The following is a 14576-nucleotide window of genomic DNA, read 5'->3' as shown; positions in this document are numbered from 1 at the left end:
CGGCGGCGACGGGGGCCATCCCCGCCGTTTCAGCTGTTCAGCTGGGCCAGGCCCTCGGTGGCGATCTGCTCGAAGACCTTCTCGTCGGCGGCGAACTCGGAGTCCGGGATCGGCGCGTGGATCACGATCTCGGTGATGCCGAGCTCCCGGTGGCGGCCCGCGAAGTCGACGAACGCGTCGACGGAGTCCAGCATCGTGTTGCGGTCCGGGGTGAACCCGGTCAACAGGATCTTCCCCATCGGCTCGGCGGAGCGCCCGGTCTCGGCACATGCCTTGTCGAGCCGGCCCAGCTGGCCTCGGATGGCCTCCCGCGACTGCTCGGGGGTGCCGTCGTCGAAGAGCTTCGGATCGCCGGTGGTCACCCAGGCCTGGCCGTGGGCGGCGGCCAGCTTCATGCCCCGCGGGCCGTTTCCGGCGACGGCGAAGGGCAGTCGCGGCCGCTGCACACAGCCGGGGAGGTTGCGGGCCTCCTCGGCGGAGTAGAAGGTGCCCCGTTCGGTGATCTCGGTCTCGGTGAGCAGCCGGTCCAGCAGCGGTACGAACTCCGCCAGGCGGTCCGCGCGCTCGCGCGGGGTCCAGGGCTCCTGACCCAGGGCGGTGGCATCGAACCCGTTGCCGCCGGCGCCGATCCCGAGGGTGATCCGGCCTCCGGAGATGTCGTCCAGCGACATCAGCTCCTTGGCCAGCGTCACCGGGTGCCGGAAGTTCGGCGAGGTGACGAGAGTGCCCAGGCGCATCTTCTCGGTGGCGGCGGCCGCCGCGGTCAGGGTCGGGATCGCGCCAAACCACGGCCGGTCGCGGAAGGACCGCCAGGTCAGGTGGTCGTAGGTGTACGCGGTGTGGAACCCGAGCCGCTCGGCTCGCACCCACTGGTCACGGCCGCCCTCACGCCACGGACGTACCGGGAGGATCACAGTGCTCAGAAGCAGACTCATGCATTCGAGACTACGGCCCCGCCGATGTTTCACGTGAAACATCGCCCGTCCCCGGCTCACCGCAGGCACCCGCCCGGTCGCTGCCGGGGGAGAAACATCGCCATCCGGCGCCTGAGCCCGGCCCGCTCTGGTCGGCTGCGGCAAGGCCATGGGCGAAGATGGATCCGTGACCTCGGCTCCCCAGCGCCCGGACGGGCCAACCCCCACTCCCCGGCTCATCGCCACCGACCTCGACGGCACCCTGCTGCGCGACGACAAATCCGTCTCGCACCGCACGGTCGCCGCGCTCGCCGCCGCCGAGGAGGCCGGGATCGAGGTCTTCTTCGTGACCGGCCGCCCGGCCCGCTGGATGGACGTGGTCAGCGACCACGTCCACGGCCACGGCCTGGCGATCTGCGCGAACGGGGCCGCGGTGGTCGATCTCCACGCCGGCCGGGAGTTCGTACAGGTCCGCGCGCTGCCGCGGGCTACGGCCCTGACGGTCGTGGAGACCCTGCGCGCTGCCGCGCCGGGCACCTCCTTCGCGGTCGAGATGACCACCGGCATCAACTACGAACCGCTGTACCCGCCCTTCTTCCAGGACCCGGGTGCGCACGTGGCCACCGCCGAGAAGCTGCTGAAGGAGGAGGCGGACGACACCTCCGCTCCCGTCCTCAAGCTGCTCGCGCACCATGCCGAGCTCGCCCCGGACGAATTCCTGGCACTCGCCCGCTCGGCCGCCGGGGCCTACGCCTCGATCACCCGCTCCAGCCCCACCGCCCTGCTGGAGATCAGCGGACCGGGGGTCTCCAAGGCCAGCACCCTCGAGCTGTGCTGCGCCGAGCGCGGTATTTCCCCCGCCGAGGTCGTCGCCTTCGGTGACATGCCGAACGACGTGGAGATGCTCCGCTGGGCGGGCACTTCGTACGCGATGGGCAATGCCCACCCGGACGTGATCGCGGCCGCCTCCGGCCGTACGGTCGCCAACAACGAGGACGGCGTCGCCGTCGTCATCGAGCGCATCCTCGCGGAGCGCTCCGCACACCAGTACTAGGACCGCGCCAAGGCGTCTGCGCGCCGGAGCGAGGACCGGCACGGGGACATCAGAGCGGGGCCTCCCACACCAGGGTGGTCCCGCTGCCGTCCTCCCCGATGCCGGGACCGTACGAGCTGGACCCGCCCAGCGACTCGGCCCGCCGGCGAAGATTCCGCAACCCGCTGCGCCGGCCGCCCTCGGGGATGCCCACACCGTCGTCGGCGACCTCCAGCCGCACGCCGGGCCGCCCGTCGGCCAGTGTGCCGGTGCAGTCCACGACCACCTCGATCCGTGACGCCTCCGAGTGCCGGAAGGCGTTCGACAGGGCCTCGCGCAGCGCCGCGATCAGGTTCTTGCCCACCAGCTCGCCGACCACCGTGTCGATCGGGCCGAGGAACCGGTGCGCCGGCTTGAAGCCCAACGGCACGGCGGCCATGTTGATCTCGCGCAGGACCCGGGTGCGCAGGCCCGACGGAGCCTCGGCCGGTCCCTGCTGGAGCGCGAAGATCGCGGTGCGGATCTCCTGGATCGTCACGTCCAGCTCGTCCACGGCCTTGCCCACTCCGTCGACGACCTCGGGGACGACGGACCGCCGCTGGGCGCCCTCCAGCATCATCCCGGTGGCGAACAGCCGCTGGATGACCAGGTCGTGCAGGTCCCGGGCGATCCGGTCGCGGTCCTCGAACACCGCGAGCCGCTCCCGGTCGCGCTGTGCCTCGGCCATCATCAGCGCGAGCGCCGCCTGGGAGGCGAACTGGGTGGCCAGGGTCCGTTCCGCCTCGCTGAACGGCCGCTTGCCGCGGGCCCGCGGTGTCACCAGCGCACCCAGTACCCGCCCGCCGCTGTGCAGCGGCAGCATCATGCAGGGGCCGTACTGGCTGGTCAGCCGGCTGATCATGCGGGGATCGCCGGCAGCGTCCTCCACGAAGACCGGCTCGCCCTCGAGCAGTTTCGCCACCACCGGGCTCTCGGCCGGAATCACCAGGCCGAGCGAGGTGGCCGCGTTCTCGGCGGAGACGGCGACGATCTCCATGCCGCCCTCCTCGGCCGGCAGCATCACGATTCCGGCGGCGGAATCCGCCAGGTGGCGGGCCTGCTCGGCCACCACCGAGAGGGCGTCGTCCGCGTCCCCGCCCGACAGCAGGGCGGTCGTGACGGCCACCGAGCCGTCGATCCACCGCTCCCGCTGGGTGGCGGCCTCGTACAGCCGGGCATTGCCGATGGCGATGCCCGCCTCGGTGGCCAGGACCCGGACCATGTGGACGTCGTAGTCGTTGAACCGGCCGCCGCCGTTCTTCTCGGCGAGGTACAGATTGCCGAAGATCTCCCCCTGCACCCGGATCGGGACACCGAGGAAGGTCTTCATGGGCGGGTGGTGCGGCGGGAACCCGGCCGAGCGCGGGTCCTTCGTGAGATCGGCGAGCTGCACCGTGTCGGGATGGGAGATCAGCGCGCCGAGCAGACCGCGCTTCCCGTCCGGCCGGTGCCCGATCTTCCGGGCCGTCTCGGCGTCGATGCCGAAGGTGACGAAGTCCGACAGCCCGCGGCCCTCGGTGTCGACGACCCCGATCGCCGCGTACCGGGCGTCCGCGAGCTCGGCCGCCGTTTCGCAGATGCGGTCGAGGGTGGAGTGCAGTTCGAGACCGGTGCCCACGGAACGCATGGCCTCCAGCAGTTGTGGCACCCGGGCAGTGAGCTCGGTGGAGAGGCCCTGCAGACTCCGGGTGGCCTGGGTGGCTGCCTCCAGCGGGTCCGGTGTTCCGGGTGTTGATTCCGGCGGTTCCTGCGACTCCTGCAACGACATGCCCTTGAGCCTAGTTAGTCCCTTTTACCGGGGAAAGTCGGCCAGGGCTCCGTCGGCCGCACGCTCCCGCTCCAGCAGGTTCCGCAGGGGACCCTCGACGGCGGCCAGCTCGGCGTACGTACCGCGCTGCACGACCGCTCCTTGATCCAGTACGAGCACTTCGTCGACCGTCTCCAGGCCGGCCAGCCGGTGCGTGATCAGTACGGTGGTGCGGCCCTCGGTCGCGGCGAGCAGATCCGCCGTCAGCGCGTCCGCCGTCGCCAGGTCCAGGTGCTCGGCCGGCTCGTCGAGTACGAGGACGGGGAAGTCGGCGAGCAACGCCCGGGCCAGGGCCAGCCGCTGGCGCTGGCCCCCGGAGATCCGCTCGCCGTGCTCGCCGACCAGCGTGTCCAGTCCGTCCGGGAGGCCGTCGGCCCACTCCAGCAGCCGGGCCGCGGCAAGGGCCTCCCGCAGCTGCTCCTCGCTCGCCCCGGTGCGGGCCAGCCGCAGGTTCTCCCGTACCGAGCTGTCGAAGAGGTGCGCGTCCTGCGCGCACAGACCCACCATCCGGCGGACTTCGTCGCCGTCGAGCGTGCGTGCGTCGGCTCCACCCAGGGTGTACGTGCCGTCGTACGGGTCCAGGAACCGCAGCAGGACCTGGGCCAGCGAGGTCTTGCCCGCACCCGAGGAGCCGACGACCGCGACCCGCCGGCCGGCCTCCAGAGTGAGGTCCAGCCCCCGCAACGCGTCCTGTTCCTGCCCGGGGTGCCGGACGGCGAGTCCGGTCAGCCGCAGCGGGAAGGGGGAGGCCGGCACCGCGGCCGGCCGCTCCGGCTCGGCGACCGGGGCGGGAGCGTCGATGACCTCGTAGATCCGCTCGGCGCTGCGGCGCACCCGCTGCCGGTACTGGACGGCCTGCGGCAGCCCGTTGACCGCCTCGAAGGCGGCGAGCGGGGTCAGCACGGCCACGGCCATGGCCACGGCGGACAGCTGTCCGCCGTGCACGGCGTCGGCGGCGAGGCCCGCGGCGACCACCACCGTCAGCCCGCACACCAGGGCGGTCAGCCCGCTCCCGAGTCCGGTGGCGGCGGCTCCCCGTGCGGAGATGCCGGTCAGGGCCCGATCGCTCTCCTTCGCGGATGCCTTGCGCCCGGCCAGAGCGCCGGCGACGGTCAGCTCGGCGGTCCCGGTCAGCAGATCGGCCACCCGGGTGGCGAGTTCTCCCCGGGCCGGCGCCAGCCGCCGCTCCGCACGCCGGGAACAGGCTCCGCTGACCAGCGGCACGCCGACCCCGGCGGCGAGCAGCCCGACGGCGAGCGCGGCTCCCGCCCCGGGCAGCAGCCAGGCGGTGAAGGCGACCGACCCGGTGCCGACGAGCACCGCGGTGCCGACCGGCAGCAGCCAGCGCAGCCAGTAGTCCTGGAGGGAGTCGGCGTCGGCCACCAGGCGGGCCAGCAGGTCTCCGCGCCGCTGCTCGCGCAGCCCGGCGGGCGCGATGCGCTCCAGCCGGCGGAACACCGACACCCGCAGGTCGGCGAGCATCCGCAGCACGGCGTCATGGGAGACGAGCCGCTCCGCGTACCGGAAGACGGCCCGCCCGATCCCGAAGGTCCGGGTGGCCGTGACCGCCACCATCAGGTAGAGCACCGGCGGCTGTTCCGAAGCCCGAGAGATGAGCCATCCGGAGACGGCCATCAGCCCGACGCTGCACCCGACGGCCAGGGCACCGAGCAGCAGGCCGAGGCGGAACCGCCCCTGCCACGCCTTGGCCACGGCGCGCACCCGCCGCAGCGGATCGCCCCCGCCCGAGTCGGCGCCGCCCGCCTGGGCCGCCTTCTCCGGGGCGCTGCCGAGGATCCACTCCCCGGGACCGGACGGCCCGTTGCCCTTCCCGGCGAGGCTCGGGGAGGCCGCGGGTTCGCCCTTCCCGAGCCGGACCGCGGAAGGAGTCGGCCGGACCCCCACCGCGCCCACCCGCACCACCCGGTCGGCCACGGCCAGCAGCGCCGGCCGGTGGACGACCAGCAGTACGGTCCGCCCCACCGCCAGGCGTCGTACGGCATCGACCACCGCCGCCTCGGTCTCCCCGTCGAGAGCGGCCGTCGGCTCGTCCAGCAGCAGCACCGGCCGGTCCGCGAGGAACGCCCGCGCCAGTGCCAGCCGCTGGCGCTGCCCGGCGGACAGCCCGATCCCGCCTTCGCCGAGCTCCGTGTCGACACCGCACGGCAGCGCAGCCACGAACTCCCATGCCCCGGCGTCCTTCAGCGCCCCGGCCACCGCGTCCGCGGACGCGTCCGGCCGTACCAGCCGTACGTTCTGCGCGATGGTCCCGGCGAACAGATGGGGTCGCTGCGGCACCCACGCGATCCGCTCCCGCCACTGTTCGAGCGACAGCGAGGCGAGGTCCACGCCTGCGATCCGCACCTGCCCCGCGGTGGGCTCGACGAAGCCCAGCAGTACCTGGAGCAGCGTGGACTTGCCTGCCCCACTCGGCCCGGTGAGGGCGACGCACTCCCCGGGTCCGACCTCCAGCGAGACCGGTCCCGGCGAATCCTCGCCCCGGCCCTGGTAGCGGACCGCGACCCCGTCGCACTCGATCCGCAGCCCCGCGGCCGGCACCGGCGCCACGCCACCGGAGGCGGCGGCAGGCGTCTGGAGCACCTCGAAGATCTCTTCCGCGGCCGCCAGCCCCTCGGCGGCCGCGTGGTACTGCGCCCCGACCTGGCGCAGCGGCAGATACGCCTCGGGCGCCAGGATCAGGATGACCAGCCCGGTGTACAGGTCGAGCTCTCCGTGGACCAACCGCATGCCGATGGTCACGGCGACGAGCGCCACCGACAGCGTCGCCAGCAGCTCCAGGGCGAAGGAGGACAGGAAGGCGATGCGCAGGGTCCGCACCGTCGCCTGCCGGTAGTCGTCGGTGATCTTGCGGATCGACTCGGCCTGGGCCTTGGCCCGGCCGAAGACCTTCAGCGTCGGCAGCCCGGCCACCACGTCCAGGAAGTGCCCCGAAAGCCGGGACAGCAGCCGCCACTGGCGGTCCATCCGGGACTGGGTGGCCATGCCGATCAGCACCATGAACAGCGGGATGAGCGGCAGGGTGACCACGATGATGGCCGCCGACACCCAGTCCTCGGTGACGATCCGGGCGAGGACCGCCACCGGGACGACCACCGCCAGCCCCAGTTGGGGCAGGTAGCGGGAGAAGTAGTCGTCGAGGGCGTCCACGCCCCGGGTGGCCAGTGCCACCAGTGATCCCGTCCGCTGACCGCTCAGCCAGCCGGGTCCCAGATCCACGGCGCGGTCCAGCAGTCGCCCCCTGAGCTGCGACTTGACCGCCGCACTGGCCCGGTGGGCGGCCAGCTCCGTGAGCCAGGCGAGCAGGCCGCGCCCCAGCGCGACCGCAGCGAGCAGCAGCAGGGGCGTGCGCAGCGCCTCGCCGTCCAGCCCCTGCTCGAAGGCACCGACCACGATCTCGGCGATCAGCATCGCCTGACCGACGACCAGCCCTGCCCCGGCAAGCCCCAGGGCCACCACGGCCGCCAGGAAGAGGCGGGTGGAGCGGGCGTACCGAAGCAGGCGCGGGTCGATCGGTTTCACGTGAAACATCCCCCAGAGCAGGGTCGGGCGGAAGGGTCAGGCATCCGTACTCGGCAGCTCAGTGCGCATCGGCGATGTGCTGCGTACCGATCCGCTTGCGGAACACCCAGTACGTCCATCCCTGGTAGAGCAGGACGAGCGGCGTGGCCACTCCCGCGCACCAAGTCATGATCTTCAGGGTGTACGGGCTGGACGAGGCGTTGGTGACCGTGAGGTTCCAGGCGTCGTTCAGCGAGGACGGCATCACGTTCGGGAACAGCGTCAGGAAGAGCATCGCGACCGCGGCGGCGATGGTGATCCCGGACAGGGCGAACGACCAGCCCTCGCGGCCCGCGAGGTTGCAGCCCAGGGCCCCGACCAGCGCCAGGACCGCGACGGCCATGGCGATCAGGCTCTTGCCGTCACCCCGCGAGACCTGCGTCCAGATCAGGAAGACGAGGGCCAGTACGGCGGTGAGCACGCCCAGCCGGGTCGCCAGCGCGCGCGAGCGCTCGCGGATGTCCCCGACCGTCTTGAGCGAGGTGAACACCGTTCCGTGGAAGGTGAAGAGGCTGAGGGTGACGAGTCCGCCGAGCAGGGAGTAGACGTTGAGCAGGTCGAAGAGGCTGCCGACGTACTCCATGTCCTCGTCGATCTTCACTCCGCGCACGATGTTCGCGAAGGCCACGCCCCACAGGAACGCGGGGATCAGCGAGGTCCAGAAGATGGCGTGTTCCCAGTTGGTCTGCCACCGCTCCTCGTCCCGCTTGTGCCGGTACTCGAAGGCGACACCGCGGATGATCAGGCAGACCAGGATGAGCAGGAGCGGCAGGTAGAACCCGGAGAAGAGGGTGGCGTACCACTCGGGAAAGGCGGCGAAGGTGGCCCCGCCGGCGGTGAGCAGCCAGACCTCGTTGCCGTCCCACACGGGTCCGATCGTGTTGATCAGGACCCGGCGCTCCTTGCGGTCGCGGGCGAGCAGCTTGGTCAGGACGCCGACTCCGAAGTCGAAGCCCTCCAGGAAGAAGTAGCCGGTCCACAGGACGGCGATGAGCACGAACCAGACGTCATGGAGTTGCATGGTGTGGTCCCCTCAGCCTCAGTACGAGAAGGCCATCGGCCGGTCGGGGTTCTTGTCGTCCCCGCCGATCTTGGTGGGCGGGTTCAGGTCGGCCTCGGTGAGCTCGGGCGGACCGAGCTTCACGTACTTCACCAGCAGCCGGACCTCGATCACCGCGAGCACGGCGTACAGGAGCGTGAAGCCGATCATCGAGGTCAGCACCTCACCCTGGGAGACGTGGGGCGAGACCGCATCGCGGGTGCGCAGGACTCCGTAGACCACCCAGGGCTGGCGGCCCATCTCGGTGAAGATCCAGCCCCAGGAGTTGGCGATGAGCGGGAAGCCCATGGTCCAGAGGGCGACGATCCAGTACCACGTGGCGAACCGGGGGCTCAGCGCCTTCTTGAAGAGGACCAGGTGCGGGACCTCGTCCTCACCGGTCCGCAGCCCCGGCGGCAGCATGAACTTCTTCCGCGTGAGCCAGAGTCCCAGCACGCCGACGCCGAGCGAGGCCATGCCGAAGCCGATCATCCAGCGGAAGCCCCAGTAGGCGACCGGGATGTTGGGCCGGTAGTCGCCGGGGCCGAACTTCTCCTGTTCGGCCTTGTTGACGTCGTTGATGCCGGGGACGAAGGAGGTGAAGTCGTCGTTGGCGAGGAAGGACAGCAGACCGGGGATCTCTATCGCGACCTTGTTGTGGCCCTTTTCGACGTCTCCGTAGGCGAAGACGGAGAAGGGCGCCGGCGCCTCGCCGTCCCAGAGCGCCTCCGCGGCGGCCATCTTCATCGGCTGCTGCTTGAACATCACCTTGCCGAGCAGGTCTCCGCTGATGGCCGTGCCCATGCCGGCGATGATCAGCGTGACCAGGCCGAGCCGCAGCGAGGTCCGCATCACGGGAATGTGCTTCTTGCGGGCCAGGTGGAAGGCGGAGATGCCGACCATGAAGGCGCCGCCGACCAGGAAGGCCGCCGTGATGGTGTGGAAGAACTGGGTCAGCGCGGTGTTCTGCGTGAGGACCAGCCAGAAGTCGGTGAGCTCGGCCCGGCCCCGCTCCTCGTTGATCCGGTAGCCGACCGGGTGCTGCATCCAGGAATTGGCCGCGAGGATGAAGTACGCGGAGAGGATGGTGCCGATGGAGACCATCCATATGCAGGCGAGATGGATCTTCTTCGGCAGCTTGTCCCAGCCGAAGATCCACAGGCCGATGAAGGTCGACTCGAAGAAGAAGGCGATGAGCGCCTCGAAGGCCAGCGGCGCTCCGAAGATGTCACCGACGAAGCGCGAGTAGTCGGACCAGTTCATGCCGAACTGGAACTCCTGCACGATGCCCGTGACGACGCCCATGGCGATATTGATCAAGAAGAGCTTGCCCCAGAACTTGGTGGCCCTGAGGTACTTCTCCTTCCCCGAGCGCACCCAGGCGGTCTGAAGGCCTGCCGTGAGCGCCGCGAGCGAGATCGTCAGCGGGACGAAGAGGAAGTGGTAGACGGTGGTGATGCCGAACTGCCATCGCGCCAACGTCTCTGGCGCCAAAGCTACGTCCACGTCGTCGTCTCCTTCGGTGCGCCGTGGTCACTGCCGCAGTTTGCCTGGCGCGTCCTACTCAATACGGGATGAAGCAGGACACGCTTGTGAACGCGTTCACATTCACAAGCATTATGTCGCACGGCCTTCGACCGCTTTCAGCCGGGGTACCCCTAGCCAACACATTCAACAGATTGTTGAATGCCGCCCATGAGGATTCGTATCTCCTGGCCCGCGGGCCAGCTCACGGCAACCCTTGACGAGACCCCGACCAGCAAGGCGCTGGCCGAGGCCCTCCCGATTTCCGCCTCCGCCAACACATGGGGCGAGGAGGTCTACTTCGACACCGGCGTCTCGGTGGCCCTGGAACACGACGCCAGGCAGGTCGTCGACCCGGGCACGGTCGCGTTCTGGACCGAGGGCGACGCACTCGCGCTGCCCTACGGCCCCACACCCATATCGCGCGGAGGCGAGAGCCGCCTGGCGAGCCCGTGCAACGTGCTCGGCTCGTTCGACGGCGACCCCCGCCTGCTGTCCACCGTCCGCGACGGCGACCCGATCCGCGTGGAACTCGCGTAGCCGCTCAGGGCTCGCGCGCTCCCACGGGGTCACATCTCCTTGAAGAAGGCCTCGGCCGTGTGCAGGAAGATGTCGTTCGCCTCGGGCTCGCCGATCGTGACCCGCAGGCCCTCGCCGGCGAAGGGCCGGACCACCACACCGGCCTTCTCGCAGGCCGCCGCGAACTCGGCGGTCCGCTCCCCCAGCCGCATCCACACGAAGTTCGCCTGCGTGTCCGGCACCACGGTCCAGCCCTGGCCGAGCAGCGTCCTGTGGACCCGGGCACGCTCGCCCACCAGTGCCCCGACCCGGCCCATCAGCTCATCCTCGGCCCGCAGCGATGCGACCGCCGCGTCCTGGGCGAGCTGGCTGACGCCGAACGGCACCGCCGTCTTGCGCAGCGCCGCCGCCACCGGCTCGTGTGCCACCGCGAAGCCGACGCGCAGGCCGGCCAGCCCGTACGCCTTGGAGAACGTACGCAGCACGCAGACGTTCGGGCGGCTGCGGTAGAGCTCGATGCCGTCCGGCACCTCGGTGTCCCGGACGAACTCGTGGTACGCCTCGTCCAGCACCACCAGGATGTCCGAGGGCACCCGGTCCAGGAAGCGCTCCAGCTCGGCGCGGCGCACCGCGGTGCCGGTGGGGTTGTTGGGGTTGCAAACGAAGATCAGCCGGGTCCGCTCGGTGATCGCGTCGAACATCGCGTCGAGGTCGTGCACGTCCCCGTCGGTCAGCGGGACCTGGACGGACGTGGCACCCGAGATCTGCGTGATGATCGGGTAGGCCTCGAAGGACCGCCAGGCGTAGATGACCTCGTCGCCCGGGCCGGCCGTCGACTGGATCAGCGACTGGGCCACACCCACGGAGCCCGTGCCGGTGGCGATGTGCTCGACCGGCACCCCGAACCGCTCGGCGAGCTCGTTCACCAGGCCCGTGCAGGCCATGTCGGGGTAGCGGTTGAACTGTCCGGCCGCCGCGACCGCGCTCTCCAGCACCCCGGACAGCGGCGGGTACGGGTTCTCGTTCGAGGACAGCTTGTACGCGACGGGCCCGCCCGCGGCAGCGGGCTTCCCGGGCTTGTAGGTGGGAATGCCGTCCAGCTCGGCGCGCAGCTTCGGGCTCTTCTCGCTCACCGCAGGTCCTCCTCGACCGTCCCGTACGACGTCGCCGTCGACTCAATACTGCTCACCTTATGAGGATTCCGCTCTCTCGAAAATGGGCGGCGCCAGGATTGCGGGGGAGCGCACGCATATATGCGCACGCCGGTGGCCCACGCCGTGGCGCGCATCCCTCGTACAGGTGAGTTGAGACCGCCCCGAAACCACACCTCTTTGGCATGCCCGTACCCGACGACAAACGGCCCACTCACTCTCCGCACTCAAACCCCTTCGTTTCCAAGGTCATTGGGGGTGGCGAACCATGCAGAATCGTGCCTGTCAACCCGTGCATATGCACCCGGACCACCCACCCCGCCGAGCCCTACTATCGGCTCGCCATGACAGCAGCAGGGAAGCATCAGGTGAGCCGGACCGAGACCACCCGGCGGGCCGCCGGCCGACAGGGCCGGGCCGGCATCAGGGACGTGGCCGCCGCGGCGGGCGTCTCGATCACGACAGTCTCCGACGCCCTCAATGGCAAGGGGCGGCTGCCGGACGCCACCCGCCGCCACGTTCGCGAGGTCGCCGACCGGCTGGGCTATCGCCCTTCCGCAGCGGCCCGCACCCTCCGCACCGGCAAGTCGGGCCTCATCGGCCTGACCGTGACCACGTACGGGGATGAACCTTTCACCTTCACCGAATTCGCGTACTTCGCCGAGATGGCCAGGGCCGCCACCTCCGCCGCGCTCGCCCGCGGCTACGCCCTCGTCATCCTCCCCGCCACCTCCCGACACGACGTGTGGTCCAACGTGGCCCTCGACGGCACCGTCGTCATCGACCCCTCCGACCACGATCCCGTCGTCAGCGAACTGGTCCGCCAAGGGCTCCCCGTCGTCTCCGACGGCCGCCCGGCCGGCTCGCTCCCCGTCACCGCCTGGGTCGACAACGACCACGAAGCCGCCGTACTCAACCTGCTCGACCACCTCGCCGCCGCCGGCGCCCGCCGGATCGGGCTGCTGACGGGCACCACCACGGACACCTACACCCGGCTGTCCACCACCGCCTACCTCAGCTGGTGCGAGCGCGTCGGCCAGGACCCCGTCTACGAGTCCTACCCCGCACACGACCCGTGCGCGGGCGCCGTCGCCGCGGACCGGCTGCTCGCCCGGCCCGACCGGCCCGACGCCGTCTACGGGCTCTTCGACCCCAACGGGACCGATCTGCTGGCCGCCGCCCGGCGCTACGGCCTGCGCGTCCCCGAGGACCTGCTGCTCGTGTGCTGCAGCGAGTCCACCGTGTACGCCAACACCGAACCGCCCATCACCACCCTCTCCCTCAAACCGCGCCGCATCGGCACCGCCGTCGTGCAGCTGCTGATCGACGCCATCGAGGGGGTCGACACCGGCCGCCCGGTCGAGCAGGTGGTCCCGACCGAACTGATCGTCCGCACTTCCTCGCAGCGCAGGCAGCCCCGTACGACCGTCAGCCCGCCCCGTTCACCGGCCAAGGACTGACCGCCGCAGCGCGATACCGGCGGGGCCGACGGCCCCGCCGGGGATTTCCGCAACACCTATTTCGGGAGAAAGCGGCAGGAACTATTGGTTCCGCCCAGGATTCACCACCCCTGGTGCGTCACAGAGCGCGAGCCGCATTCCTATGATGGGCGCACGACATCACGGACCCTCCGCTCAGGAGGCCAAGAGGGTCCGCAGGTGTACGGCAGCGCGACGGTGGTGGAGGGGTCGATGACTCAGGGGGCCGGTCAGGGACCCGCGATGCGGACGGAGACGCTGCGGGACTTCCGAGTTCCGGTCACCGAGCCCGTCCCGTACGGCGTGCCCGGCGCGCTTCCCGAAGAGGCCCCGGTGTACGGCGAGTACCCCGCGTACTACGGGGAGGGCACGCCGGTGCCCCCGCAGCCCTCCGTGCCGCCTCAGCCCCCCGCGCCGCCGCAGCCGTCCGTACCGCCGCAGCCGCCGATGGGCGGGGTCCCGGCCGCGGACGGGCCGGCTCCGGCCGACGGGGACGAGATCGACGAGGGCTACACCCCCACGCACCGGGATCTGCCGATCATCGGCCGCGGGGGGCCGGGCGACACCGTCCAGGTCCAGTACGTACCCCAGGAGCCCGCGGCCGCGGGCCCCGGACCGCTGTACGTCGTCGGCGACGTCCACGGCTATCTCGACGAACTCGTCCACGAACTCCAGGCCCAGGGCCTCATCGACGCCGACCGCCGCTGGTCGGCCGGCAACGCCCGCCTCTGGTTCCTCGGCGACTTCACCGACCGCGGCCCCGACGGCATCGGCGTCATCGACCTCGTCATGCGGCTGTCCGCCGAGGCCGCCGCAGCGGGCGGCTACTGCAAGGCCCTGATGGGCAACCACGAGCTGCTGCTCATCGGCGCCAAGCGGTTCGGCGACACCCCCGTCGCCTCGGGCGCCGGCACCGCCACCTTCCAGGCCGCCTGGCTCCTCAACGGCGGCCAGCGCACCGACATGGAGCGCCTGGAGGACGTACACCTGCAGTGGATGCAGCGGCTGGACGCGGCCGTCCTGGAGGACGGGCACCTGCTGCTGCACTCCGACACCACCGCGTACCTCGACTACGGAGACTCCGTCGAGGACGTCAACGACACCATCCACGAGCTGCTCAACCGCAACGACGCCGACATCACCTGGGACCTGTTCCGCAAGTTCACCAAGCGGTTCGCGTTCCGCGACGAGGAGACCGGCCCCCAGGCCGTACGTGAACTCCTCGACACCTACGGCGGCGGCCGCGTCGTCCACGGGCACAGCCCCATCCCGTACCTGCTGGGCGAGGTGGGCACCGAGGACGGCGACGAATCGCGCGGACCGGAGGCCGTGAACGGCCCGCACGTGTACGCGGAGGGGCTCGCCATCGCGATGGACGGCGGGGTCACGATGGCGGGCAAACTCCTGGTGGTGCAACTCCCCTTGAACGACTGACGGTTATCAGAAGGGGGGTAATTTCGGGAAAGCCCCTGTCACGGCGTGGCATGGGCGCT

Annotated in this window: 10 protein-coding genes; 4 read left to right on the top strand and 6 right to left on the bottom strand. The window is 70.8% G+C overall.

Annotation, left to right across the window (positions count from 1 at the left end; all coding sequences use genetic code 11):
* Window positions 1-29: 29 nt before the first annotated feature.
* On the bottom strand, window positions 30-935 hold the full coding sequence (locus ACFY1T_RS10260; RefSeq protein ID WP_390787773.1) for an LLM class flavin-dependent oxidoreductase: 906 nt from the start codon (window positions 933-935) through the stop codon (window positions 30-32).
* A 148-nt stretch (window positions 936-1083) separates the two neighbouring features.
* On the opposite strand from ACFY1T_RS10260, the gene ACFY1T_RS10255 reads away from it, so the two are divergent.
* Window positions 1084-1968, top strand: coding sequence for a Cof-type HAD-IIB family hydrolase (locus tag ACFY1T_RS10255; RefSeq protein WP_390787772.1), 885 nt, complete (start codon window positions 1084-1086; stop codon window positions 1966-1968).
* Between the two features lie 49 nt (window positions 1969-2017).
* Here the strand turns inward: ACFY1T_RS10255 and ACFY1T_RS10250 are convergent, their stop codons facing one another.
* Genes ACFY1T_RS10250 through ACFY1T_RS10235 form a run of 4 tightly spaced genes read right to left on the bottom strand, consistent with a single transcriptional unit; the run spans window position 2018 to window position 9917 of the window.
* A complete protein-coding gene (locus ACFY1T_RS10250) occupies window positions 2018-3754 on the bottom strand; it encodes a GAF domain-containing sensor histidine kinase (protein WP_390787771.1) in 1737 nt (578 codons plus the stop codon).
* A 24-nt stretch (window positions 3755-3778) separates the two neighbouring features.
* Window positions 3779-7333 (bottom strand): thiol reductant ABC exporter subunit CydD, encoded by a 3555-nt coding sequence (gene cydD, locus ACFY1T_RS10245; RefSeq protein ID WP_390787770.1) that lies wholly within the window; start codon window positions 7331-7333, stop codon window positions 3779-3781.
* A gap of 58 nt (window positions 7334-7391) precedes the next feature.
* Window positions 7392-8393 (bottom strand): cytochrome d ubiquinol oxidase subunit II, encoded by a 1002-nt coding sequence (gene cydB / locus ACFY1T_RS10240; RefSeq protein WP_390787769.1) that lies wholly within the window; start codon window positions 8391-8393, stop codon window positions 7392-7394.
* Between the two features lie 18 nt (window positions 8394-8411).
* Window positions 8412-9917 carry a cytochrome ubiquinol oxidase subunit I gene (locus ACFY1T_RS10235; RefSeq protein ID WP_030857792.1) on the bottom strand — a complete coding sequence of 502 codons (1506 nt, stop codon included), beginning with the start codon at window positions 9915-9917 and terminating at the stop codon, window positions 8412-8414.
* A gap of 189 nt (window positions 9918-10106) precedes the next feature.
* Between ACFY1T_RS10235 and ACFY1T_RS10230 the strand changes: the two genes are divergently transcribed.
* The gene (locus ACFY1T_RS10230; protein ID WP_229337969.1) at window positions 10107-10475 is read left to right on the top strand and encodes a cyclophilin-like fold protein; all 369 of its coding nucleotides are present in this window, start codon (window positions 10107-10109) and stop codon (window positions 10473-10475) included.
* Between the two features lie 29 nt (window positions 10476-10504).
* Here the strand turns inward: ACFY1T_RS10230 and hisC are convergent, their stop codons facing one another.
* Complete coding sequence (gene hisC / locus ACFY1T_RS10225; RefSeq protein ID WP_390787768.1) at window positions 10505-11587, bottom strand: histidinol-phosphate transaminase; 1083 nt, start codon at window positions 11585-11587, stop codon at window positions 10505-10507.
* 362 nt (window positions 11588-11949) lie between these two features.
* Between hisC and ACFY1T_RS10220 the strand changes: the two genes are divergently transcribed.
* Both ACFY1T_RS10220 and ACFY1T_RS10215 read left to right on the top strand, forming a co-directional pair.
* Window positions 11950-13065, top strand: a complete 1116-nt coding sequence (locus ACFY1T_RS10220) for a LacI family DNA-binding transcriptional regulator (RefSeq protein WP_030857788.1) — start codon at window positions 11950-11952, stop codon at window positions 13063-13065.
* 216 nt (window positions 13066-13281) lie between these two features.
* The gene (locus tag ACFY1T_RS10215; protein WP_390787903.1) at window positions 13282-14517 is read left to right on the top strand and encodes a metallophosphoesterase; all 1236 of its coding nucleotides are present in this window, start codon (window positions 13282-13284) and stop codon (window positions 14515-14517) included.
* Window positions 14518-14576 lie beyond the last annotated feature (59 nt).

Origin of the sequence: Streptomyces sp. NPDC001194 (assembly GCF_042896985.1) — a bacterium.
In the GTDB taxonomy this organism is placed as follows: domain Bacteria; phylum Actinomycetota; class Actinomycetes; order Streptomycetales; family Streptomycetaceae; genus Streptomyces.
Note: the sequence above shows the minus strand (reverse complement) of the source record. Positions and strands in the feature narration are given on the sequence as shown.

Bases quoted from the DNA above. Each gene is read 5' to 3' on its own strand.
- ACFY1T_RS10220 (WP_030857788.1), top strand. From the start codon at position 11,950: ATGACAGCAGCAGGGAAGCATCAGGTGAGCCGGACCGAGACCACCCGG.
- cydB (WP_390787769.1), bottom strand. From the start codon at position 8,393: ATGCAACTCCATGACGTCTGGTTCGTGCTCATCGCCGTCCTGTGGACC.
- ACFY1T_RS10255 (WP_390787772.1), top strand. From the start codon at position 1,084: ATGGGCGAAGATGGATCCGTGACCTCGGCTCCCCAGCGCCCGGACGGG.
- ACFY1T_RS10230 (WP_229337969.1), top strand. From the start codon at position 10,107: ATGAGGATTCGTATCTCCTGGCCCGCGGGCCAGCTCACGGCAACCCTT.
- ACFY1T_RS10260 (WP_390787773.1), bottom strand. From the start codon at position 935: ATGAGTCTGCTTCTGAGCACTGTGATCCTCCCGGTACGTCCGTGGCGT.
- ACFY1T_RS10250 (WP_390787771.1), bottom strand. From the start codon at position 3,754: ATGTCGTTGCAGGAGTCGCAGGAACCGCCGGAATCAACACCCGGAACA.